The organism is Leptonema illini DSM 21528 (genome assembly GCF_000243335.1).
In the GTDB taxonomy this organism is placed as follows: domain Bacteria; phylum Spirochaetota; class Leptospiria; order Leptospirales; family Leptonemataceae; genus Leptonema; species Leptonema illini.
In genome coordinates this window covers 2144332-2167273 of sequence record NZ_JH597773.1, presented here as the reverse complement: position 1 = coordinate 2167273, position 22942 = coordinate 2144332, and the positions used below count along the sequence as shown (strand labels likewise).

Below are 22942 nucleotides of genomic sequence, written 5' to 3'. Positions count from 1 at the left end.
GAGGTTACGTCAGAGATCACGGTTCAGTCCGGTGCCTATAAGCCGGTTGACAACGTTCCGCATGAAAAACATAACGGAAGTCATACACTAAAGAAACGATGAAATCCTTGAAGTCATTCTCTTTTTTCTTTGTCCTTCTCATTCCTCTCACCGTCGAAGCGGTCAGTCGTTCGTTTCCCGTCGTGCAGCTGCGGCCGCTGTACAGTCGCTTCTCTCCGGATGGCGATGGCGTGCAGGATTTTCTCTCTGTTGAAGTGAACGTAAAGAGCGGTCGCAACATAGAGATCACGGACTGGCAGTTGAGCATCTACGGGCCTTCGGGGCTCGTTCGTACCTACACGCCCGATCGAAGGATTCGCAAGTCTGGCTTCTTTGGATCTTCGAAAGCCACGCCATTACCGGCTTTCTTTTACTGGAACGGGCGCGATGAAAAGGGCCAACGTCAGGCCGACGGTCGCTATCGTCTGGAGCTGCGCGTAACGCATGACTACAACGCTATCGAGCGCTTCAGTTCAAAAGAGGTCTGGATTGAAACGACCTTGCCCGAGGTGCAGCTTTCCCCGGCTCGTCTGTATGTGCTGCGTCCTGCGCTTGCCGACGGTAAGATCGGCCAGCCCACGGGCGAGATCCTGATCGATCAAACACAGAAGAGATCGCGCCCTAACGTTAGCTATACAGGGCGCATTGTGAATACGGAAGGGAAGGCCGTTGAGACCCGTCATTGGAAGGACACGCTTCCGCCTCGCGTCGCCTGGAACGGTATGATCGGCGGCGATCCCGCTCCCGTCGGCGTCTATCGCTATGAACTGGAGTGGCGCGATATGGCCGGGAATCGCCGGGCCGTCGCCGTACATCAGCTGCTCGTTCTTGCCGCTGCCCGGCCGCCGGCGAACATGCTTTTTACAGAGGCCTATTATGTGAATCCGGCGTCGATGTACGCACCTGCAAAATCGTTAAGCGTAGGCTTTACGGGCGTTTCGAGGCCGTCCTCGCTGCTTCTGCGTTTGAGAGAAGGTTCCACTTTCGGCGGCAGTGCCGGCTGGAAGAGCATTCGCTCGCTCAATACGACGGCTGGCGCCAACCTCACAGCGCTGTCCATTTTTCCCGAGAATTCTCTGCCTGGCCTGTATGAATTGCGCCCTACCGGCGATAGCGTCGCCCCTGTATATCTTATGCTTGATACGAAGCGTCCGGAGTTATCGCTCAACCTATCGTCTTCTCGCTACAGGCCCGGCGAGGTGTTCCGGATTCGACCGACCTATAAAGACGCATCGCCTCTCTATCAGTACAGGCTAAGGCTGCTTGTTGTTACGGGCAAAGAAAGATCGATGCTGCGCGAATGGAAGGGTGATCTGCTACCCGACGAGATACAGTGGAACGGCGATACCGATGTGGATCACGACATCGCCGCCGGTGAAGAGCTTCTGTTTGAGTTTGAGGCCACCGACGCCGCCGGGCATACGACGGTGCTTCGATCTTCACCGGTTAGAACCGATGTGCGTTTCGCCGCACGAGAAAGGGATTCGATCGATTTGATTGCCGACCTCAGCCTGACTGACTTTGCCGCCGATTCCTTTGCCTCTGAAGCGAATACGCTGATCGAACAGATTTACAGAGAGTGGTCTGATCTGGATGGTTATTCCGTGCGCGTGCGGGTCTTTGTATCTTTTCAGGGAGAAGAAGAAGAAAACCTTCTTCGCAGCGAAGCCCTGGCGCGACGCATTCGCGATGCTCTTGTTCAAAAAGGAATCCCCGATAAAAGCGTCGTTTTTCGCGGAGAAGGCGAAACCGATCTCGTTTCTGAAGCCGCCGATGAATACTCCGAGTACAGAAATAACAGGGTTCGAGTGGAGCTGCTTCATAAGCCATGAAACGTCTTCTGTCGATACTGCTTTTCTCGTCGCCTGTAGCGCTGCAACCGGTCTATGGCGAAAGCTGTAGCAGCATCCTCGACAGCCTCTTTGTTAAGAATACTCGTAACTTCGAGCTTTTCTCAAGAAACGATGTCGGTCTTCAAAAGGCCGGCACGGGCAGGCTGCTCGAATCTCGATCGGGACTTCTGGAATTCGAGTATGCCGTCACGTCAGGCGCCGTTCGCCCGCAGGGAAGGGTGCGCGTCCAGCATTTAAAAGCATGCCGCTACAGGTTAACCGTGACCGGCGTTCCGGGAAGCGGGTCACAGAGCGAAGAGGTGGAGGCCGATGCGCTTTTTGTTAAAGGCGGGATGCTTCACTTTTACTTTGATCGCCGCCGACGCTTCTTTCAGATCGATCGCAAAGAAAACGAGACTCGCATGGTAACCGAATACGGGCCGGTGATTTTCAAACCCGTCGCTCCATAGAAACCGCACCGGACTCACAAAAAAACCCGGTCGAAGCCGGGTCTTTTTGTGAGTGGGCGACGCCGCAGTAAAGGGCGTCGAAACGTTTTCAATGGCTGAGGCTGACGAAAAGCTGATGATCAGCCTTTCAGAGCGGCGGCAACGTCGGTGCGTTCCCAGGTGAACGTTTCACCCTGGCGACCGAAGTGACCGTAAGAGGCCGTGTCAAGATACGTGCGACCTGCTTCGCGCATCTTCAGCGATGCTTCGATTCCGGCCGGAGTCAGCTTGAAGTTAGCCAGTACGCGCTTCGAGATCTCTGCATCCGAGATCTTGCCCGTTCCGAACGTATCGACCAGAACCGATGTCGGCTCGGGAAATCCGATGGCATACGAGAGTTGAACCTCGCACTTCTCGGCCAGGCCCGAGGCGACGATGTTTTTCGCGATATAGCGGCCCATGTAGGCGGCCGATCGGTCGACCTTCGACGGATCTTTGCCCGAGAAGGCGCCGCCACCATGACGACCATAACCGCCATAGGTATCGACGATGATCTTGCGACCGGTAAGGCCTGCATCGCCGTGCGGACCGCCGATAACAAAGCGGCCGGTGGGGTTGATCAGATAGCGTGTGTTCTGAAGATACTGAGCGGGGATAACCTTTTTCACGACCTGCTCGATCATCATCTCTTCGAGCTGCTTGTGCTGCAGATGCTCGCGGTGCTGTGTGGAGATGACGACGGTGTCGACGCGAACGGGCTTTCCGTCACGATACTCGACGGTGACCTGCGACTTGGAGTCGGGAAGAATGTCTTTCATCTCGCCGCTGTGACGCAGCTGGGCCAGATAGTGTACGAGCTTATGGGAAAGATCGATGGGAAGAGGCATCAGATCGGGCGTTTCGTTGATGGCAAAGCCGAACATCAGACCCTGGTCGCCGGCGCCCTGCTCTTTATAGAGGCCTTCGCCGGTAACGCCCTGAGCGATGTCGGGGGATTGCGAGTGCAGCTTCACAAGCACTTCGGCCTTATCGGCGTCGAAGCCGATATCGTCATGCACGTAGCCGATTTTGCGCATCACATCTCTTGCAATCGATTCGACGTTTACGTTTGCTTCGGAAGCGACTTCACCAGCGATGCACACGAAATCCGTCGTAACAAGCGTTTCGCAAGCGACTCGCGAACGTGGGTCTTTCTTTAAAAAGGCGTCGAGTACGGCATCGGAGATCTGGTCGCAGATCTTATCGGGGTGTCCTTCCGACACAGATTCTGAGGTAAACGTAAAGTCTTTTAAAGCCATTCTTTTCCTTCCTCTGGCGGGTTGCCGGCGGGGTTTCAGTCGGTTTTTCGTACGGAAGGTTCGGGTCAATAGAATTTGAAGAAAGGACCCAGTAGTGCTGTAGCTGAAAAAGCCTCGTCTCTCTGCACTTTTCCTTAATTATCGCTCCATCCCTCTCTGACGAGGTTCTTCTGAGGTCTTTTTGAGCTCCATCCCGAGGTTATTTCTATGAAGCGTTTGGCTCCACTGCTACTATTCTTATCCATCTCCTGCACTGCCGGAGCTCCTCTGTATCTGGTCGAGCAGGGGCTCGGGCAGGCAGGCATCCTCTGGGACCGTCGGTCCGTCGATGAGGTGCTTGAAGATCCTTCCCTTTCTGCCGAGCACCGGGAGAAGCTGCTCTTCATGCGTGAGGTGCGGCTTTATGCAAAGGAGCGTCTGAATCTGAGGGACACCGAGTCCTTTCAGTCCTACGTCAGAGTACCCGGGGAGGCTGTCTCGTATCTTGTGATGGCTGCTCCCGAACTTGAGCTGCGTTCGGAGCGCTGGTGGTTCCCCATCGTGGGTGAGGTTCCCTATCTTGGCTTTTTTGATCCGGCCGATGCCGAAGCCTTCGAACAGTATCTCAAAAAGCGGGGATGGGACACGCATCGAGGGCAGGCAGCGGCCTATTCCACGCTTGGCTGGTTTTCTGATCCGGTTTTCTCTTCGCAGCTGAACTACTCAAAGGCCTACCTGGCCGGCCTTGTCATTCACGAGATGGTCCACTCGACGGTCTGGGTGAAGGGGCATCCGGAATTCAATGAAGGGCTGGCCTCGTTTATCGAAGAGAAGGGAAGGCAGCAGTATTTCTATGAGACGGAGGGTGAGAAGAGTCCGACGCTGGAACGCCTCTCTCTCTTTAAAAAGGAGGAGCAGCGCCTCAACGCTTTGCTGGATGAAACAGCGGCAGAGCTGAAGGCGCTCTATCTGTCCTCCATCCCGGATTCCGAGAAGCGGACTCGAAAAGGAGAGATTCTCGCCGCCTTGAAAGAGCGACTGCGAGCGGCTCAGGGCTTCCGGCTGATCAATATGGCAAAGCTGGCCGACGAAGAGTGGAACAATGCTCGTTTTGCCGCCCGATCGGTCTATAAATCGGACTGGCCTGTTTTCGAACGGGAATTTGAGCTCTGTAAACACGATCTGCCCTGTTTTATCGAGAAATACCGGGTCTGGGCTGAGAATCCGGACGAGAATGCCGATCGATTGTCCTTATATTGAGGCCCGGTATAGAAATAGTTAAAAAAAATAACAATTTCTCCGAAATAACGTGGACGTCAGGTATATCTGCCGTCTATACTACATAGAAGTCTGAAATGTTTAAGGAAAAAGTTATTTTTCTTTAGATTTGAGTTGACGAATTGAACGTCGTTCAGTATTCTCGGAGGAGTTATGAGCACCAATCTGATTCTCAACATGGGTACGGCATTCCGTGGGTCCATGGACATCATCCGTGAGGGGATGAGCAAAAACGAAAAAATATCTACACTGGCACTCTCTATTCTGATCCATATCGACCAGAATCCCGACATCTCACAGGGGCAGCTCGGGCGTGTACTGCGTCGTGACCCGATGACGATGAGTCAGGCGGTCCGGGCCCTGCAGACGGCCGGTCTGGTCACAAGCGAGCAGGACAGTCATGACCGTCGTATCAAGCGTCTGGCCATCACGAAGAAGGGCAAGGCTATGGCCGAAAGCCTGCGTGAGAGCGAAAACCGCCTGATCAACTCTCTGACCAGGAAATGGGGCAAGTCAAGGGTCAATCAGTTCACACGCGACGTCATTGAGTTCAACGACTTTCTCTCTACGGGCGAGTAAAAGCCGGTCCCAAACCGGCTCTTCAAGCTCAGCCCTCTAACGTCAACGGCTTCCAGATATAGACGGTACGCCCGGCATACCTGATCTTACCCATCAGGTCCGGGTGCTGTACCGGCGACAGTGGCGCCGGCTCAAAGAACGAAGGCAGCGAGGTGACGGCGTTTGCATAGATGGCCACGCGCTCTTTTTTATCCGTTTCAAGCACGGTAAGATAGAGGCCGCCTTTTCTCCATATGTCCGTTTCTGGAAAGACTCTCAGAGGAAAGGGAGCCTTGATCGCTTTGCGGCCGCCGACCTTCTGATAGCGTAGAATGCGACCATTTACCGCTATATGAATCGTGCCGACGGTGAAGAGAAACCAGTGCTCCCCTTTCCATTCCGCCGGTAGTCGGCTTTCGGCATCGACGGCATCTTTCAGTATTCGGTTCATCCGGCGTTGCAGCCCTGCTCCGAAATGGTCGAGCACGTCCGTATTCTGAAGCCTTGTGACGATGCGTTGAAGCAAGTTCCACTGCCTTTCTTCGTCTGCACTGAGGGCTTCAAGGCTGTCCAGAACGGCCAGGAAGCGCTGCAGACGTTTGCGGATATACGGAGACCGCTGCTCGGCATAAACAGAGGCAGCCTCGCCTCGAAACTCCGCAAGCACCTTGCGACGATCGGCGGATAGCTGTAGAAGCTCAAGGGCCTTCAGCTCGATCCTTTGAAAGGCACCGACCATGAGGCCATGTTCTGTGAGGGCGCGCTTCACGAAGCGATTATCGGCAGAGGCAGGGCATGGATTCAGGGTCAGTTCGCATGTTTGCGCTGATGAATGTTGAGCAAGATGCCCACCGCCGTCATACACATGAGCAGGTGCGACCCTCCGTAGCTCATAAAGCTGAGCGGAAGGCCCGTGACGGGCATCAATCCGAGCTCGATTCCTACGTTAAAGACGATATGATACAGGAAGACGAACGAGATGCCCGTGGCAAGCAGTGAACCGAATTTGTCGCGCGCATCGAGCCCGATCTGAAATCCGCGTATGGGAATGAGAAGCAGCAATATGAGTAAAAGCGCCGAGCCGATAAAGCCCGTTCGCTCGGCCCATGCGGTGAAGATGAAGTCGGTAAAGGCCTCGGGAACGACGGGGTTTTCGCCGACGGTCATCTCACCGGTGAACATGCCTTTCCCGACCACCTGCCCGGAACCGATGGCCGCCTTTGAGGCTCGAATCTGATAGGCGAGGTCGCGCGGAAAACGATCCGGATTGATAAACGCCGTTACGCGAACGATCTGATGATACTTGAACGAAAAGGTGCTGTGAATGGCGAAGGCAGAGAGAAGCGAAAGGCCGATCACGCCCAGAGGAATATAATATTTGCGAAGATAACGCCAGCTTCCGCCCTGCGTCATTCGCCATATAAACATGCCGCCAGCTGCCAGCGTCATTGCCGAGCCGAGCAGCACGATGAACCAGTCTGCGTCGAGGATGCGCAGAAGGAACCCGCCCGATTCATAGCGCAGGGCGCGAGCGATCTCCTGAAATTCGATGAACAGCGTGGGGTTGTCTCTTACGCGCGTCAGGTAGTCGAGGTCCGTTCCTGATAGAGCGGCCGGAATATTTCCGTTTTCGAGAAACTTCCAGATATCGGATCTGAGAATGCGCACCGAAGGCAGAAGGCCCTCTTTACCGAGATCAAGCAGACGGTTAAGAAGCCCGTCGACGAGCATGATATTGTTGTACTCGATATAGAGCGGGATAGACATCGAGATACTGAAGAAAAGAAGAATAGAACTGATATGATAGATGTCCATGCCGGCGACGAAAAGCATCGAGAGCAGAATGGGCGCGAGGATGACCGCTCCACCGAGGTCAGGTTGGATAACGATGAGAAGCATCGGCAATAGAAAGATCGAAAACGGAATGATAAGAGACGTGATTTGTTCCATATCTTTCTCTTTCAGTTCGAGATACTTTGCAAGCAGGATGACGGCGGCGAGCTTGGCAAACTCCGATGTCTGGAATCCAAAGGGCCCGATACGAATCCAGGAGCGGGCTCCTTTGATCTCTGATCCGATAAAAAAAGTTACGATGAGAAGCAGAATCGCAAATCCGTAGATCGGTAGCGAGACGTTACCGAGCGCCTGATAGTTCGTCTTGCGCAGAACGAGCATGATGATGAAGCCGATGACGAAGAAGCTGAGCTGCTTCATCCAGCGATACGACGGATTGGCGGCGTCGATGTCCTGCGTGTACAGCGTGAAAATACCGGCCAGGCTGACGAGCGTGACGGCGAGAACAAGGACGAGATCTATGCGAGCTTTTCTGAACATTGTGAGTTATTCCGTCGGAGGAAGCAGAGGGTCGGCGACGGTCGGCGAAACGGTCGTCGCACCGGTTGGATTCATCGGGTTAGCCGGCAGAGCGGCGGGTTCTTCTTTCCAGCCCGGGAAGGCGGCCTTCCAGACGTCGGCGGCGATAGGAACGGCCGATGCCGAACCGGCACGACCGTGTTCGACGAAGACGACGACTACGACTCTGTCTTTTGCGTGCATATCGTCAAAAGGAGCGTAGCCTGCAAACCAGGCGTGATCGACGCCCTTTCGTCCGCTGCGCGTCTGCACGGTTCCCGTTTTACCGGCAGCCGGCACGAGGCCTTTTTGATTCAGGTAACGACCCGTTCCCGTATGTACCACGGCGCGAAGGCCTTCCTGAACGGTGCGCAGGTGTTCTCGCGAAAGGTTAAGCGTCTGCACGATCTGCGGATCGATGCGACGCAGGAGTCGGCCTGTTTCAGGATCGCGTACCTCGCGAAGCAGATGCGGCTTCACGATCTTACCGTTGTTGGCCAGAGCGGCGTAGAGCACGGCCAGCTCCATCGGCGTCACTTCAAGAAAGCCCTGGCCGATGGCCGTATTCACCGTATCGCCGTCATACCAGCGACTCGACCATCGAATCTGTTTCCAGCGCTGATCGGGCACAAAGCCCTTCTGTTCGCCCGGAAGGTCGATTCCTGTTTCGCGATCGAGCCCGAACATGCGCGAGTAGTCGATGATAGGAGACGGCCCGATTTTATAGCCGAGATTATAAAAGTATACGTTGCAGCTTTCGGCGATGGCATGCACCATGTCGAGCGTACCGTGGCCGGCCTTGTTATGGCAGTAGAAGACGGAATCCGGAACGCTTTCCATCGACGACTTCAGCTTCCAGCTTCCTGGGCAGGTGAATTTCAGATCTCTGTTGATCTCCAGAGGATTACCGCGCTCAAGGGCGGCAAGGGCGACCAGAGGCTTGAACGTCGACGCCGGAGGAAAGCGAGCCTGTATTGCAAGGTTCAGGAATCCGCGATGACGGCTAACCTCTTCGTAATGCGTGTTTCGTCGACTTCCTTCGACTGAAGAAAGGATGTTCGGATCAAAGGCCGGTGTGGAAACAAGGGCCAGGATCTCGCCCGTCTCTGCCTTCATGGCGACGACCGTGCCGCGTTTGCCCGAGTTCACAAGCGATCTGTAGGCTGCGGCCTGCACGTTCTGATCGATGTTGAGAACGATATGATTGCCCTGACGTGATCGCGAAAGGCGTTCGCGCGAATCGAAGATCTTGTTCTGTATGACGACACCATCGCGTCCGCGAAGCTCGCTATCGTAGAAGGCTTCGAGGCCGTCCTTTCCGAGGATCTGGTACGGCAGGGCAAGCTTCTGTTCAAGCTCTCTTCGTGAAGGAAGGCCCGTATAGCCGCTGACATGCGCCATCGCCGGGCCCATGCGATAATAACGCAGATACTCGGTTTCAAAGGAGCCGTAACGCAGGTCGAGCTGAAACGAGGCCAGACGCTCCTGTTCTTCGCGACTGACCCGGTGAATCAGAATCACCTTCTCGTTGCGGCGGGTCAGACGTTTCCAGTTGTCGGGCTCTATTATCGGCTCGAATTCAGAGAAAGGACGCCCCATCAGGCGAGCGAAGTTTTGTAGATAGTCGAGGGCGGCCTTGCGATTCGGGAACCGGGCAGGGAAGATGGCGTAGTCGATGTAGTTGATGTTATACACAAGCGGATCATCTACGTTCAGATTGCGATCGAAGATAAATCCGCGCGGAGCGACCTTGAATTCCTGACGACTGACGAATTTCTTCGCAAGCAGTCGGTTATCACGCCCCTGAAGAATCTGCAGATTGAAAAGCTGCAACAGAAAGACAATGGCGATGATGAACAGCGTGACCGTCAGGAAGTAGAGCCGGCTCTGAAAGCGCTGTTCAAGCCGGAATCCTGTAGACGATCCATTGGTCATCGATTCCCTCCGCCCAGTCTGTAGGTCCAGCCGAGCAGGGCGAACCAGATCGGGCCGATGGCCGCCGTATACAGCGCCGTACTGAGAAAAGAATACGAAGAATAGAACTGATTGACCATACCCATCAGCAGCCAGACGAGAAGGCGCGTCGCAAGCGTCGCCGAGAAAACGACGATGAGAATGGTCGACGTATTCTCGCGGTCGATCATGCGGTTCATCTTGCCGAGCGTGAATCCGAGTATGGTGTAGGCGAACGAGTGCAGGCCCAGGATGCTCGTGAACGGATCGGTTCCGTCAGAGAATCGCAGAATGGTCGAATCTTCAAGCAGGCCGGCGAAAAAGCCGATCCAGAGTCCTGAGAATTCTCCCCGATTAAGAGCGAAGAAGATCACGAAGATCAAAAGAAAATCGGGATAGATGACGCCCGTATTCAGGATGTCGAACTGCAGGCTCAGGAAGTTCACGTCTTTCAGAAAGTAAGAGACGATCATTCCGAGAAGGATGACGGCATATTCAAGCAGCATGAATCATTGTCCCTGAGGTTGCAGATTTTTCAGCCGTCGACCCGGAGTATCAGCGGGAGGCTGTTCGGGTTTCTCGGTCTTTTCCTCTTCGGGCTTTTCGGCTCGTTGAGGACGTTCGGGCTTTTTCTTCTCTTCGGGTAGATCGGGGTACTCGGGTTTACCGAACTCCGTGCTGAGGTTATCCACAAGAGAATAATCCTTCTGAATACGCTCGCTCCAGTCGTCGGGCTTTTTGCGCATAACGATGACGTAGTCAAGCCGATCGAGATCGGCATATGGACGCACGTAGGCCGTAAGGAAGCCGCCGCTTTCTTCGTCGATCTCTCCTTTCTGGATGATCTGCCCGACCGGAATACCCGGAGGAAAGATGCCGCCGCCTCCGCTGGTGATGATCGTCGATTTTTCGACGTCGGGCAGAGGATCTTTGAACACCGTGCTATCGGGCGCTGCATCACGCGTAATATAGCGAAGCTTCAGTCGGCGCAGGTTTTCGGAGTCGCCTTCAAGCATGGCCCACTGTCCGGTCGAAACGATGCGTACGCCGAGCCGCATATCGGGATGCTGTAGCGGCTGCACGATGGACGTGGAGCGATCGACGACGGCGATGATACCGACGACGCTGCGAATGAGGTTCTTATTCTCGTCGGTCGTATAAGTGTAGACGGGCATAAACGGCTCGATGCCCTGATCGGAGCCTCGGTTAATCAGAATGCGCGGAGTGATGGAATTCAGGCGGATGCCAAGAACCTCGGCCTTGACCTCCGTATATTCGCTGTGCGGAGGGAAGGCAAGGGCGGCGCGAAGACGATCGTTCTCCTGCTTCAGCTGCTCGTATTTATCGATGTTATTGCGGTTCTCTTCGAGCTGAGTAAGGGCGCGATCGTATTTGGCCTGTAGATCGGTGTACTGGCTGATGCGCTTGAAGGCGTCTCCGGGTAGAGAAACGCCGGAGTTAATCGCGCCGCTCATGCGGTCGGCAAGCTTACCGAAAAAGCCCACGGCTCCGGTCAGAGGATTCGACTGCCAGATCATTCCCGTAATGGAAAAGAGCAGGCAGAAGCTCAGACTGAAGGTGTTCTTGTTACGCCAGAGGATATCCCAGAGCATCGGTTAAATCAGGGTTTAAAACCCGGCCGGATGTTCTTCAGCTCTTCGAGATACCGGCCTGTTCCCAGAGCGACGCAGATGAGCGGGTTTTCGGCGCGGAAGACCGGCACGCCGGTTTCTTTGCTGACGTATTTATCAAGGCCTTTCAGGAGCGAGCCGCCGCCGGTCATGACGATACCGCGTTCGACGATATCGGCGGCCAGTTCGGGCGGAGTCTTCTCGAGAGAGGACTTGATGCCTTCAAGGATGATATCGGTCGTTTCTTTCAGCGCTTTGCGGATCTCATTCGAATCGACTTCGAGTGTTCTCGGCAGACCGCTGATGGCGTCACGTCCTCGCAGCTCCATAACCTCGACGTTCTTCTCGGGGAAGGCGTTGCCCAGGGTGAGCTTCACGTCTTCGGCCATGCGTTCGCCGATGATCAGGTTATACTGCGTTCTCAGGTAACGGATGATGGCCTCGTCGAATTCGTCGCCGCCGACGCGGATCGAATCGGAGATCACCATACCGCCCAGGGAGATAACGGCGATTTCTGTCGTACCACCGCCAATATCGACGACCATCGAGCCGGCCGGCTCGTGAATGGGAACGTTCGCACCGATGGCGGCTGCCAGGGCCTCTTCAACGAGGAAGATCTCGCGGGCGCCTGCCTGTTCGGCCGATTCTCGTACCGCACGCTTCTCCACTTCGGTGATGCCCGAGGGAACACCGATGACCAGACGGGGCTTCACGAGCGTCGTGCGCTTATGCACTTTCTGAATAAAATAGCGGATCATTTTTTCGACGGTTTCGAAGTCGGCGATCACGCCGTCTTTCATCGGTCGAATGGCCATAATGTCGCCCGGTGTACGGCCCAGCATACGTTTAGCTTCGTGGCCTACGGCGAGCACCTTGCCCGTGGAGGATTGCACTGCGACGACGGAGGGTTCGGCAAGAACGATGCCCTGGCCTTTAACGTAGACCAGCGTATTCGCCGTTCCGAGGTCAATCCCCATATCGTTGGAAAACATGTTATAAACGCGATCGATAATCATAGCCGGCGCTCGGTTCCCTTAGTTGTTCTCTTTGAAGGCCTGAAAGGGCCTCTGGCATTACTTTTTCCCGTTATCCTCTGTCAATCAATACCATCAAAAAGCCGGAAATTCAAAATACATCATGCCTCAAAGCATGTCTAAGGCCCGGCCTGCCATTGCTGAATCAGTTCGTCGAGAAATGGATCGGCATGTAACTCCCGCGCCTGATACAGATACGGAAGCCCTGCAGCCGCACCGCTTTGAATACGGAAGATCTCGCCCATCATACGTGCGGCCTCAGAGCGAAGCGCTGGCTCCGCCTGAGCATCAGCCATAAGAGTGCGGGCGAGTTGCATCGCCTGGATATAGTCCCGCGCATGAAAGAGGGCGTAGATGCGAAGCATCTGTGACATGCCCGATTTAGAATCAACGTCGAGAATTTCGTTCAGCCGTTCTCGGTTTCCCGAACGCGCGAAAAGAGCAAGGGAGGCAAAGGCGTATGTCGGTTTCAGGCCAGGCGCGATTTTATCCCGGTTGATGCGGATGAGCTGATCGAACAGGTGCGGATCGGTCCGTTCGTTGTAGAGCAGATCAGAGACCGCTTCGATAAGGCGCAGATCGTCTGCTCGTCGTTGCCCCGGATCCATAGCAAGGGACTTCCGGGAAAGAAGCAGGGAGGAGCGGGCTTTTTCCCGGAAGGTCTCGGCGTTGATTCCGGTCAGAGAAGGAAGGAAGCCGCGACCGGCCAGATCCAGAACGCTTCTTTCGTTGAGCTGCACGTAGAGTAGCAGCTCATAGAATTGAAAGAGGGCGGCGCTTGCCTGGAGTGCCGCGCCCGTTTCGGTCGAACCTTCGTAAAAGCTCAGAATGCGCCGGGAATCCTTCAGGTAGGCGACGATCTGTTCGCGTTCCTCTTCAGAGAAGAGAGTATAACCCGGCAACGCTCCGTCATCTGACCGGATAGAATGGGCGATTAGCTGCTCTTCGACATGCGAGGAGCGTGATTCGAGAAGCTGCAGGTTTTCGGGTAAGAAACGCTGTCGGATGGCGAGATACGTCCCTTCGCCGTAGCGATATGCAAGAAAGCCGATCAGGCCGATCAAAGGAATAAGAAACCAGATTTTGCGGCTGCGCCGTCGGCGGACTCGAGTGGATTCAATACGAGGAGGTAACATCACGATCTCGAAGAGAGAAATTCGCGGATCGCCTGCGTATCAACCGTAAAAAAATAAACGAGCGGAAGATCGGAGCTTCCGGGAACAAAGACCGTTCCGCCATCAGAGAAACGCACCTCGCGCATCTTTCCTTCTGGAATGACAAGCAATCCGTCGCCATGATCGAAGTAATAGGAGTCGCGACGGAAGCGAAGCGTCGCCGGTCCGAGTCGCTTCATAGAAGCCGTCAGTTCACCCTCGACCCGTTCCGGGTGTTCCAGCAGAGCCGTTTTACCGGCAGTATCGGTGTAAAGATATCCCGTTGCGTAGAGTTCCTTTTCGGGGGCCGGATCAATGACGCTGACGGCCTTGCGATTCATGCTCTCTGAGGCCCGACGAGAGGAAGGTTCTATTCTGGGCTGCGAGGCAATCGGAGCTGCCTTTTCGGAAAAGAATGCGGGCTCAGGCACTGGCTGCGCTGTTACCGTAACGGTCGAGGCGGCGGGCACGACGGGGCCGGCGGGCGAGGCATCCGGTACCACAGAAGTGGTAGAAACGGTCGCCGCGAAGCGCAGCACGAAGTAGTACAGCATCAGCGCCAGGCCGGCAAAAATAAGGATAAAGCCAAGAATGTACATATCCGTTTTTAGCATCGGCGGTCTTCTTTCTTCGGCTCTGCATTTTTCGACTGGAAAAACCAAGGAAGGGGAAAAAAAAGGGTCTGTGAATCAGATACTGGAATCTTTGAAAAAAATCGGAGCAACGCTGATCGTCATCGCGTTGATCCTCATCATGGGCATCTCCTTTTCGAGCCAGGACATGAGCGAAATCCTGACCATCCTGAGCGGGGGCAGCAAGATCGGCTCCTACAGAGGAGAAGAGATTCGTCCCGAGGTCTATGGATACGCCGAAGATTCCTGTAAGAATCGGTATCAGGTTTATGGTGAGATTCCTCAGGTATTTATCGATCAGTGCGCCTCAGATGCCGTTCGCGATATGATGGTCATGCCCGCCATTGTCGCCGACCTTGGGCTTGACGTATCTGAAAAACAGATCCAGGATCAGATCATTTCGGTACTGCGTACCGAAGTGGAGATGCAGAATCAAAGCCGTCTGGCCGACGACCGCCTGAGCCTCGAGCAGATGGTGCAACGTGAGATGTCGCGATTCCCGATGTCGCTGCGCATGCGTTTGACGCGTGTGGGACTCTTTCAAGATAGCGTCGCCGCTCCTTTTCCGGTCAGCACGGTTGAGACGCAGTCCTTCAGCCGCGCAAAAGACTCGGCTTTTGAGCTGAATGTCGTCGCCTTTACCAATGCCGATCTGCTAAATTCCTTTTCTGCCGAGGCCTCTGAGGCCGAGATGAAAGATCTCTATGAGAAAGATAAAAAAGAGGCAGAGATCCGCGCCAAAAAAGAGAAGAAAGAAGGGCCGTTCACCTATCCATCTTTTGAAGAAAGAAAGGAATTCTTGAAGGATCGTGTCCTGACCGAGAAAAAGAAAAAGCAGCTTGAAGAACTCAAGGCATCGCTCGGTCAGAAAAAAGACGCCAGCCTGGCCACCGTCTCTGAAAAAACGGGATACAAGGCCGAACGAGCGACGGTGAAGTTCAGCGCATTGAATGCCGTCTCGCTTGCTTCGGGAAAGACGATCAACCTGACCGGAGATCGCTTCCTTTCTGACGTAGCCGCTTCACGCGATGGCCTGAAAGGGCCCTATCAGGACGGCGAAACGACGATCTACCTTACGATCGAACAGGTGAAGCTTGCTCCGCCATCCGAAAAGTTAGATCCGGAGTTCTCGCAGAACCGTGCAATGTATCTGTCCTATGCCTTTGCCAATCAGATCGTGAAGGAATACGCCGAAACGGGAAAATTTCGTCTGACGCAAAAATCGCTGGATTCCGGAAAGCCGGAATGACATACTGAGTTCGTTCATGAAGGCAGAATACGTAAACCCCTTTCTGCAGGCAGCGTCGCTGGTCTTCAACCAGCTCTTGCAGGTTGATCTGATTCGCGGAAAGACGGTCGTGAAGAACTCGCTCGCCCCGGGGCAGGAGATTGCGATCTATATCGACGTCACGGGGCCTGTCAACGGTCGCGTCATCTACTCGATGACGTCTGACGGCGCTCGCAAGATCTTTGAGAAGCTCGGCGGCACTCCCGAATCCTTCGATCAGGAATACAGAGACGTGCTGGGCGAGATTGCGAACATGATCACAGGTAACGCTCTCAATATCTTTCTTTCGCGTAACGAATTCCTGGACGTATCGGTTCCAGTCGTCGTCGATACGCGAACGACGCCCTTTCCGGCGAAGAACGATACGACTCTCGGGCTGAACATGTACAGCCCGCTGGGCATGATCGATATCAATATCTCACTACGCGAAGCCGCCTGATTTTTTTACGCGGAGTTCATTCGGAGTTACCGATACGTACAGTATCATTCGTGTAACTCCGTCAGGGGGCCGGTCGGCCCCCTGCTTTTTCCCCGAAGTCGCATACGTGTATCGGCATATAGAAACTGTTCGAGCTTTCTGTAATCGTCGTCAGCTCCGTCTACAAAGCGCAGAGCAAGATGATATCTCGTCCCCTCGCTGAACATTCGCGTGATTTCGCCGCGAAACGACAGGTATTCGTTCGTTAAAGGAATCTTCAACTTCAACAGATCATGATCGATCAGATAGTCGTAAATGGTCGATGAAGAGACGCGAAAGAGAACGCCGGCCATAGACAGGTTCATGATCTCGGCGATGGGCTTCGCGAAATACGAACGGGCGATTACGGTTTTTGTCATGCCATAGGACAGTAGATCGGCAAGGATGCCGACTCGCATGGCGTCGTCGGCGAAGATGCGTTTTCGGTGAATCAGGTCGGTCTCGATATAAATGTGTCCGATCACTTTCCCGAAAAGATGCAGCGGAGCGCAAACATATGAATAAATATGCCTGCGCATCTCGGAAAGCTGAAGCTCCTTGAAATACTTTACGGCCTCTTCTTCTGATGAAGCGCCGGCCATCGTCTTGAATTCCCGATTGTAGGCCACAAGCAGGTTCGTTTCGGGTTTGTAGATGTAAGAATTGATATCTTCGGTGCTTGCGATGAAAAGCGTCTTGTCCTCGCCCGAAATGGTCGTCTCCATCAGCGATTTTTTCTGCTCTGCTTTATAGAATTGTAGCTGATAATCGCCTGCAATGCTGACGAGGTCGTCTGCGATGATGCGCAGCATGAGGGAGAGATCGGGAAAATCTTTCTTGAGTTCGGCGATAAGATGTCTGTGTTTCTCTTCGACGATCTGCCCGATGCCGCGTGTGCCGAAGATGGGACGATAGACCGTATTGAAAAGAAGATAGGCGCGTTGCAGAGGGTGTCGCGGATATTTACGTCTGGTAGCCGATTGAATATAAAAAGGCAGCTGAAACGTAACCTCTTCGCCGCGCACCCGACTGAGAATCACCTCGAACTGATAGAAGGTGTTCATCATCGAGAAACGAAGTTTGATACGTCGAAAGGCCGTTTCTTCAAAACCCGGAACGCTGAGCGTCGCCAGGGTATCTTCGACGCTCAGCACCTGGGCGGAGTAGCTTTCGAGCTGATACTGTACCTGAACCGGGGCCCGGTTCATACGCAGATAGTAGAAAATATGGCGGATTTCGTTTATATCAGAGCCGAGAATCGTGAATCGACCGGCTTCTTCGGGACGGCCGCCCAGAAGCTCCAGGATGCGCTTCTGTAGGTACTCTTCGACCTCCTGCTGAATCCTGAGAAGACTCATAATAGAGAATCGTCACAGGATGCACCGGAATCAAGGCCGGTCAGAACGGGAATTTCAGCCCGTAACGGACGATTTCATGTAAGACTTCGCCTCTTCAATACTGCCTTTAATATCAAAGAGCAGATCAAGCTTGGACAGCTTCAGCAGCGCGAGTAGAGAACGCGAGAGGTTGCAGAGCACGAGATGACCGCCGTAGGCCCGGATGTCTTTCAAAAAGGCCACAAGAGCTCCGAGGGCGGAACTGTCGAAATAGCTCGCCCGTGTGAGGTCGAGGATGATCTGCCGCGGATGCTCCTTGATCTGTTCGGCCAGCATTTCGCGAAACCGCCTGGCGATGACCATATCGACGCGCTGTTCTTCGACCTGTATGACCAGGATGTTGCCTTCCATCTCTGCCTTTACCATGATTTTCTTATATCGCGAACCCGGACACGGTGTCAAATCCAATTGCGCACCGCGCCTGTTCGCGCTCCTTTTTCAAGCTATCATGCAGCCTTCTGCGGATTCTGGAATAGGAAGGCTCACACATATCATTGCGGATCGGACTTCCATCTACAAAAAAGAGACGCAAAACGAAGAAAAAAACAAAAAAATATTGTGGTTCTCTGTGTATTCCAGGACGCTTTATCCTGGAAGCTGCAGGATTGTGCAGGAAAAAAAAAGCAGAGGAGTTCTCATCATGGACATAGTCTTTTTCGGCAACGGCATATCAGAAGATCCGAATCCCGACAAGATTCGGCTCGGGGGTAAAGGATCCAATCTCTGTCGAATGGCCGCACTCGGTATTCCGGTTCCGCCCGGCATCGTGCTGCCGACAACTCTGTGCCGTGACTATATGGAACGCGGACATCTGCCGCCCGAGCTGATGCCCTCCGTACATGAGAAGCTGAAAAAGGTGGAGGAGGCGACCGGAAGGCATTTCGCTAATCCGCATAAACCGCTTCTCGTTTCGGTTCGTTCGGGCGCTCCGGTCAGTATGCCCGGCATGATGGATACGATCCTCAACCTTGGCCTGAACGCCGATACGTTGAAGGGTATGGTGCTTGAGACGGGCGATGAAAGGTTCGTGCTCGATTCCTATCGGCGCTTTATCCAGATGTTCGGCGACGTCGTTCTCGGTATTCCGCATCACAGCTTTGAAGAGATACTCAATCATCATAAAAAGAAGTCCGACGCCGTGCAGGACACCGATCTGAAACCGGCAGCTCTGCGCGATATCATTGACGACTACCGGAATCTTGTACAAAAAGGCACGGGACAGCCCTTTCCCGATGATCCGTTTATGCAGTTGCGCATGGCGGTCGAGGCCGTCTTTCGCAGCTGGAATAACGAAAGGGCGATCTATTATCGTCGTCTGAACCATATTCCTGAGAGCTATGGCACCGCCGTAAACGTTCAGTCCATGGTCTTCGGGAATATGGGCAACACGTCGGGAACAGGCGTGTGTTTTACGCGAAACCCGTCCACCGGCGAAAGGAAGTTTTACGGTGAATTCCTGATTAACGCACAGGGCGAAGATGTTGTCGCCGGCATTCGCACGCCACAGAAGATCGAAGAACTCGAACGCGAGATGCCCGACGTTTACAGGGAACTTCTGCGAATCCAGGCCCTTCTTGAATCGCATTATCGCGATATGCAGGACATCGAGTTTACGGTACAGCAGGGGAAGCTCTATCTGCTTCAAACGCGTAACGGCAAGCGCACGTCGGCGGCCTCTTTGAAAATCGCCTGTGATATGGTCGATGAAAAGCTCATCGATCCGCGCACCGCTCTTCTACGTATTGAGGCGGAGGGATTACCCGCTCTGCTTGCGCCGATCTTTGATCCGACCGAGGTCAACGCCGCCCGAAGCGAGAAACGCGTGCTTGCGAAGGGATTAAACGCGGGCCCTGGCGCTGCGTCGGGCTATGCGGTTTTCCAGAGCGCGCATGCCGTCGAGATGGCAGCGAAAGGTAAGACGCCGCTTCTTGTGCGCATGGAAACAAGCCCCGACGATATCAAGGGCATGCAGCACTCCTCGGGAATCCTTACCGCTCGCGGGGGAATGACGTCTCATGCCGCCGTCGTCGCCCGCGGAATGAACAAGCCCTGCGTCGTCGGATGCTCGGCTCTCATCGTTCATGAAGAGCACGGATATGCAGACATCGTCACAGAAGAAGGCCGCCATGTACGTATCAATGAAGGCGATGAGGTCTCTATCGACGGTACGTCGGGAGAGGTCTTTGTCGGGCGCATGCAAACGGTCGATTCCGACATTCAAAGAGCGATGCGAGGCGAGATTGATCCGGCATCTTCATGGATGGCGCGAGATTTCTTTCAGGTGATGAAATGGGCCGACGAGGTCAGACGTCTGCGCGTACGGGCGAACGCTGATACTCCGCAAGACGCTAACGTCGCACGATCGTTCGGCGCCGAAGGCATCGGCCTCTGCCGCACCGAGCATATGTTCTTCGGGCCGGAGCGTCTGCCGTTCATGCAGCAGATGATTCTCGCCCGAACGCAGGAAGAACGAGAGCTTGCCTTAAAGAGGCTGCTTCCCTTTCAGCGTGAGGACTTCGAGCGCCTGTTTGAGGCGATGGCGGGTTATCCGGTGACCATCCGATTGCTCGATCCTCCTCTTCATGAGTTCCTGCCGCATACCGACGAACAGATCGCCGAGCTCTCACAGAAGATCGGCGTCACCGAAGAGCACATTCGGGAGCGGGCATCGACGCTGAAAGAGTCGAATCCGATGCTCGGCCATCGCGGCTGTCGTCTCGGTATTACCTATCCGGAGATTACGCGCATGCAGGTGAGGGCTATCCTCGAAGCGGCCTGCAAATCTCGAAAGAAAAACATTCACGTTCACCCCGAGATCATGGTTCCGCTTGTCGGACACAGGAAAGAACTCTCGCTGCAGAAGGAGCTTCTCGAAGTGGAGGCGAAACGCCTGCTCGCTGAATTCGACTGTCATGTGGATTATAAAATCGGCACGATGATCGAGGTGCCGCGTGCGGCCCTGACCGCCGATCAGATCGCAATTGATGCAAGCTTCTTCAGCTTCGGAACAAACGACCTGACGCAGATGACGCTTGGCTTCTCGAGAGATGACTCCGAGCCCTTCTTGAGAGAGTATTTACGACTTGGCGTGTACGAACGCAATCCGTTCGCCACCGTTGATGAAAGCGGCGTGGGCGAGATGATCCGCATTGCTCTGCAAAAAGGCAAGTCGGCGCGGCACGATCTGAAAACGGGCGTCTGTGGAGAGCAGGGGGGCGATCCGACCAGTATTCGCTTTTTTAACAGGGTGGGCCTCGATTATGTAAGCTGTTCACCTTACAGGGTGCCGGTGGCGCGCCTGGCCGCCGCCCAGGCCGTATTGGCCTCAGAGTAGCGAGGCGAGCAGGAGCGACTGTCGAAAAAATCCCCGGGCCGTCTTGATCCGGGGAATTTTTTTCCGATAGTGGAAGGGAGGACTTCTGTCGTAGTGCTTCTTCCTGCGAGTTGCGGGTAGACGTCTACGGTGAGCCAGCCGGAAGGCCTCAGGAGGAAAGTATGGATGTTAGCGCAGCAGGCATGGATCAGGTTCAACGTTCCGTCGAGGCGATGAATCAGGTGCTTCAGCAGGCCACCGATTCCGGTCAGGAGATGAGTGAAAAACTCATCCGTGTGAATGCAGAGCAAAAAGCCGCAGATTTAAAGGCCGAAGGCGTAGGAAGAGCGTTGAATCTTCTTGCTTGAGCGGGCCGCTGCAGTAGCAGTAGCCCATGATCGAAGAGAAGAAAATCCTGATCGTCGACGACTCCTCGATGATGCGCGCCATCATCAGAGGGGCCTTCGAGAAGATCGGTCTTCGCAATATCGTCGAGTCTTCTGATGGGGTCGACGCGCTCAAAAAGCTGCTCGGGCAGGATTTTGATCTCATCATCACAGATCGAAATATGCCGGGAATGGACGGAGTGACGCTCGTCGAAACCGTCCGCTCCCATTCGCGTTATGCGAATATTCCGATTCTGATGGTTACGACCGAAAGCGAGAAAGAGACGGTTATCAGAGCGCTTCAGAAAGGCGTCAACGGCTACATCGTAAAACCCTTTACTCCTGAAATCCTCTGGGAAAAGGCGCTGCCTTTGCTCAGAGGCGGATGAATCCATCCGCCTGAGAAAAACAGATTCAGGTTCACAGGCAACGAAACGGGGAATCCCTTCAGCCGTCAACGACGCCGCAACGGCTGAAATCCCTGGATAACCCCTTATTCGCCTTCGTGCTCGGCGGCCATCTTGCGGCCACGGGCTTCGTTTACGTAGAACGAAACGATCATGCCCAGAATAAAAAGAACGACGGTGAAGAGAATCGCCTTCTGCAATCCTATCATATTCTGGAGTAGACCGGTGCCGAGAACACCGACGATAGCCGATAGCTTGCTCGACTGGCCCCAGAAACCGAAAAACTCACCCGATTTCGACTCGGGCGAGAAGATGCCGACGATGGCACGGCCGGCCGATTGCGTGGCGCCGAGGCCCAGACCGGCAAGACAGCCGATAAAGAGAAAGACGCTTTCGGCCTTATAGTCTTTTGCAAAGGTCTCGTTGATCCACACCGTCAGATCGTTCGTTCCGTAGATGAGCGCCACGGCGACGATCCACAGAACAAGCGTCATCATGTATGTGCGAATCGAGCCGATACGGTCTTGCAGAAGCCCGAATAGAATCGCGCCACCCGCTGCTGTGAACTGGGTGATGATGAACATCATGGCCATTGCACCGGCGCTCCAGTGGATCACCTGCGCTCCATAGATGAAGGCGAAGCTGATCACGACATACAGGCCGGCCTGGCTGAAGAAAAGGGATGCAAGGAAGATGGTGAGGTCGCGAAAATCACCGATCTCTTTCAATGTGGCAAAGAGTCTGTGAAAGCCGATCTTGAACATCGTCTCGCCGGCAGGCAGCGTCTGCGCCGTTCCTCTCTCTTTCAGGAGCAGAAAGGTGGGAATGCCGGCCAGCAGAAAGAAGGCCGCCGTCACAGGGCCGATGAAAGGCAGCGAGGGGTTATCCGGATTGGTAGGTCCGCCACCCGGTTCGATCAATGCCAGAACGAGTGCGGTGGAAACGAGGCCGCCGAAATAGCCGATACCCCAGGCGAATCCCGAGATCTTGCCCAGGTCTTCTGGAGGGCCGAGATCGGGCAGAAAGGCGCCGGCAAAGGATTCGCCTGCGGCGAAGCCGTAGTTCGAAAGCACAAGCAGCGTTACGCCAAGCCAGACGTCGCCGGGACGCACAAAGAAAAGGGCGGCCGTTAACAGAATCGTGAACAGATAACTGGCGAAGAGGAACTTCTTTTTGGAGGCCGAGAAGTCCATGATGGCGCCGAGGATCGGAGCTGTGGCGACGACGATCACGTAGCTGAGGGACAGGCCGATACTCCACAGCAGGTTGCCCATTCGGTATTCTGGAGCGTCGCCGACGATGATCTGCGGAAAGACGATCGCGTAAACGACGGTTACGATGACGGTGGTGTACGAGGAGTTGGCGAAGTCGAACATCGCCCACCCGAATATCTCGCGTTTGGGTGCTCTTTCTTTTTGCATAGACCGGATGGATATAAGCCACGGTCAGATGAAGGCAAGTATTTTTTATAGTCCGAAATGGAAAGGACATACTGGCTTTTCCAA

General features: G+C 54.5%; 21 protein-coding genes. 9 read left to right on the top strand and 12 right to left on the bottom strand.

Features of this window, described 5'->3' with window-relative positions; translation table 11 throughout:
- The first annotated feature begins 98 nt into the window (after positions 1-98).
- The gene (locus LEPIL_RS09970) at positions 99-1871 is read left to right on the top strand and encodes an OmpA family protein (RefSeq protein ID WP_002772323.1); all 1773 of its coding nucleotides are present in this window, start codon (positions 99-101) and stop codon (positions 1869-1871) included.
- On the top strand, positions 1868-2341 hold the full coding sequence (locus LEPIL_RS09965; RefSeq protein ID WP_002772322.1) for a hypothetical protein: 474 nt from the start codon (positions 1868-1870) through the stop codon (positions 2339-2341). The genes LEPIL_RS09970 and LEPIL_RS09965 overlap by 4 nt, the downstream gene beginning before the upstream one ends.
- A gap of 119 nt (positions 2342-2460) precedes the next feature.
- On the opposite strand, the gene metK is transcribed toward LEPIL_RS09965, so the two are convergent.
- Entirely contained in the window at positions 2461-3618 is a 1158-nt protein-coding gene (gene metK, locus LEPIL_RS09960; RefSeq protein WP_002772321.1) for a methionine adenosyltransferase, read from the bottom strand.
- A gap of 207 nt (positions 3619-3825) precedes the next feature.
- On the opposite strand from metK, the gene LEPIL_RS09955 reads away from it, so the two are divergent.
- Positions 3826-4857, top strand: coding sequence for an aminopeptidase (locus LEPIL_RS09955; RefSeq protein WP_002772320.1), 1032 nt, complete (start codon positions 3826-3828; stop codon positions 4855-4857).
- Between the two features lie 171 nt (positions 4858-5028).
- Positions 5029-5454, top strand: a complete 426-nt coding sequence (locus LEPIL_RS21975; RefSeq protein WP_002772319.1) for a MarR family winged helix-turn-helix transcriptional regulator — start codon at positions 5029-5031, stop codon at positions 5452-5454.
- A gap of 28 nt (positions 5455-5482) precedes the next feature.
- On the opposite strand, the gene LEPIL_RS09945 is transcribed toward LEPIL_RS21975, so the two are convergent.
- From LEPIL_RS09945 to LEPIL_RS23415, 8 genes are all read right to left on the bottom strand, one after another.
- The gene (locus tag LEPIL_RS09945) at positions 5483-6202 is read right to left on the bottom strand and encodes a hypothetical protein (RefSeq protein WP_002772318.1); all 720 of its coding nucleotides are present in this window, start codon (positions 6200-6202) and stop codon (positions 5483-5485) included.
- 38 nt (positions 6203-6240) lie between these two features.
- Positions 6241-7767 (bottom strand): rod shape-determining protein RodA, encoded by a 1527-nt coding sequence (gene rodA, locus LEPIL_RS09940; RefSeq protein ID WP_002772317.1) that lies wholly within the window; start codon positions 7765-7767, stop codon positions 6241-6243.
- Positions 7768-7773: 6 nt separating this feature from the next.
- Entirely contained in the window at positions 7774-9720 is a 1947-nt protein-coding gene (gene mrdA / locus LEPIL_RS09935; protein WP_002772316.1) for a penicillin-binding protein 2, read from the bottom strand.
- The gene (gene mreD, locus LEPIL_RS09930) at positions 9717-10244 is read right to left on the bottom strand and encodes a rod shape-determining protein MreD (RefSeq protein ID WP_002772315.1); all 528 of its coding nucleotides are present in this window, start codon (positions 10242-10244) and stop codon (positions 9717-9719) included. The genes mrdA and mreD overlap by 4 nt, the downstream gene beginning before the upstream one ends.
- Positions 10245-10247: 3 nt before the next feature.
- A complete protein-coding gene (gene mreC, locus LEPIL_RS09925; protein WP_002772314.1) occupies positions 10248-11351 on the bottom strand; it encodes a rod shape-determining protein MreC in 1104 nt (367 codons plus the stop codon).
- 8 nt (positions 11352-11359) lie between these two features.
- Complete coding sequence (locus LEPIL_RS09920) at positions 11360-12385, bottom strand: rod shape-determining protein (RefSeq protein ID WP_002772313.1); 1026 nt, start codon at positions 12383-12385, stop codon at positions 11360-11362.
- A gap of 137 nt (positions 12386-12522) precedes the next feature.
- A complete protein-coding gene (locus LEPIL_RS09915) occupies positions 12523-13539 on the bottom strand; it encodes a hypothetical protein (protein WP_002772312.1) in 1017 nt (338 codons plus the stop codon).
- Positions 13539-14171 carry a hypothetical protein gene (locus LEPIL_RS23415; RefSeq protein ID WP_002772310.1) on the bottom strand — a complete coding sequence of 211 codons (633 nt, stop codon included), beginning with the start codon at positions 14169-14171 and terminating at the stop codon, positions 13539-13541. Before LEPIL_RS23415 ends, LEPIL_RS09915 begins: the two co-directional genes overlap by 1 nt.
- Positions 14172-14241: 70 nt before the next feature.
- Between LEPIL_RS23415 and LEPIL_RS09900 the strand changes: the two genes are divergently transcribed.
- Positions 14242-15438 carry a hypothetical protein gene (locus LEPIL_RS09900; protein ID WP_002772309.1) on the top strand — a complete coding sequence of 399 codons (1197 nt, stop codon included), beginning with the start codon at positions 14242-14244 and terminating at the stop codon, positions 15436-15438.
- Positions 15439-15454: 16 nt separating this feature from the next.
- Positions 15455-15916 (top strand): chemotaxis protein CheX, encoded by a 462-nt coding sequence (locus LEPIL_RS09895; protein WP_002772308.1) that lies wholly within the window; start codon positions 15455-15457, stop codon positions 15914-15916.
- A gap of 44 nt (positions 15917-15960) precedes the next feature.
- Here LEPIL_RS09895 and LEPIL_RS09890 read toward each other — a convergent pair whose 3' ends face one another.
- The gene (locus LEPIL_RS09890) at positions 15961-17292 is read right to left on the bottom strand and encodes a PilZ domain-containing protein (protein WP_002772307.1); all 1332 of its coding nucleotides are present in this window, start codon (positions 17290-17292) and stop codon (positions 15961-15963) included.
- A gap of 54 nt (positions 17293-17346) precedes the next feature.
- A complete protein-coding gene (locus tag LEPIL_RS09885) occupies positions 17347-17697 on the bottom strand; it encodes an STAS domain-containing protein (protein ID WP_040918609.1) in 351 nt (116 codons plus the stop codon).
- 274 nt (positions 17698-17971) lie between these two features.
- On the opposite strand from LEPIL_RS09885, the gene ppdK reads away from it, so the two are divergent.
- The 3 genes from ppdK to LEPIL_RS09875 all read left to right on the top strand — a co-directional run bounded on the left by ppdK (position 17972) and on the right by LEPIL_RS09875 (position 21419).
- Entirely contained in the window at positions 17972-20665 is a 2694-nt protein-coding gene (ppdK, locus tag LEPIL_RS09880) for a pyruvate, phosphate dikinase (protein WP_002772305.1), read from the top strand.
- Positions 20666-20826: 161 nt separating this feature from the next.
- Positions 20827-21012: a hypothetical protein gene (locus LEPIL_RS23410; protein WP_002772304.1), complete on the top strand. Its 186-nt coding sequence runs from the start codon at positions 20827-20829 to the stop codon at positions 21010-21012.
- A gap of 26 nt (positions 21013-21038) precedes the next feature.
- Entirely contained in the window at positions 21039-21419 is a 381-nt protein-coding gene (locus LEPIL_RS09875; protein ID WP_002772303.1) for a response regulator, read from the top strand.
- A 104-nt stretch (positions 21420-21523) separates the two neighbouring features.
- On the opposite strand, the gene LEPIL_RS09870 is transcribed toward LEPIL_RS09875, so the two are convergent.
- Entirely contained in the window at positions 21524-22858 is a 1335-nt protein-coding gene (locus LEPIL_RS09870; protein WP_002772302.1) for an MFS transporter, read from the bottom strand.
- Positions 22859-22942 lie beyond the last annotated feature (84 nt).

Coding starts and splice junctions, on each gene's coding strand:
- LEPIL_RS09970 (WP_002772323.1), top strand. CDS start 99: ATGAAATCCTTGAAGTCATTCTCTTTTTTCTTTGTCCTTCTCATTCCT.
- LEPIL_RS09965 (WP_002772322.1), top strand. CDS start 1,868: ATGAAACGTCTTCTGTCGATACTGCTTTTCTCGTCGCCTGTAGCGCTG.
- metK (WP_002772321.1), bottom strand. CDS start 3,618: ATGGCTTTAAAAGACTTTACGTTTACCTCAGAATCTGTGTCGGAAGGA.
- LEPIL_RS09955 (WP_002772320.1), top strand. CDS start 3,826: ATGAAGCGTTTGGCTCCACTGCTACTATTCTTATCCATCTCCTGCACT.
- LEPIL_RS21975 (WP_002772319.1), top strand. CDS start 5,029: ATGAGCACCAATCTGATTCTCAACATGGGTACGGCATTCCGTGGGTCC.
- rodA (WP_002772317.1), bottom strand. CDS start 7,767: ATGTTCAGAAAAGCTCGCATAGATCTCGTCCTTGTTCTCGCCGTCACG.
- mrdA (WP_002772316.1), bottom strand. CDS start 9,720: ATGACCAATGGATCGTCTACAGGATTCCGGCTTGAACAGCGCTTTCAG.
- mreD (WP_002772315.1), bottom strand. CDS start 10,244: ATGCTGCTTGAATATGCCGTCATCCTTCTCGGAATGATCGTCTCTTAC.
- mreC (WP_002772314.1), bottom strand. CDS start 11,351: ATGCTCTGGGATATCCTCTGGCGTAACAAGAACACCTTCAGTCTGAGC.
- LEPIL_RS09920 (WP_002772313.1), bottom strand. CDS start 12,385: ATGATTATCGATCGCGTTTATAACATGTTTTCCAACGATATGGGGATT.
- LEPIL_RS09915 (WP_002772312.1), bottom strand. CDS start 13,539: ATGTTACCTCCTCGTATTGAATCCACTCGAGTCCGCCGACGGCGCAGC.
- LEPIL_RS23415 (WP_002772310.1), bottom strand. CDS start 14,171: ATGCTAAAAACGGATATGTACATTCTTGGCTTTATCCTTATTTTTGCC.
- LEPIL_RS09895 (WP_002772308.1), top strand. CDS start 15,455: ATGAAGGCAGAATACGTAAACCCCTTTCTGCAGGCAGCGTCGCTGGTC.
- LEPIL_RS09890 (WP_002772307.1), bottom strand. CDS start 17,292: ATGAGTCTTCTCAGGATTCAGCAGGAGGTCGAAGAGTACCTACAGAAG.
- LEPIL_RS09885 (WP_040918609.1), bottom strand. CDS start 17,697: ATGGTAAAGGCAGAGATGGAAGGCAACATCCTGGTCATACAGGTCGAA.
- ppdK (WP_002772305.1), top strand. CDS start 17,972: ATGGACATAGTCTTTTTCGGCAACGGCATATCAGAAGATCCGAATCCC.
- LEPIL_RS23410 (WP_002772304.1), top strand. CDS start 20,827: ATGGATGTTAGCGCAGCAGGCATGGATCAGGTTCAACGTTCCGTCGAG.
- LEPIL_RS09875 (WP_002772303.1), top strand. CDS start 21,039: ATGATCGAAGAGAAGAAAATCCTGATCGTCGACGACTCCTCGATGATG.
- LEPIL_RS09870 (WP_002772302.1), bottom strand. CDS start 22,858: ATGCAAAAAGAAAGAGCACCCAAACGCGAGATATTCGGGTGGGCGATG.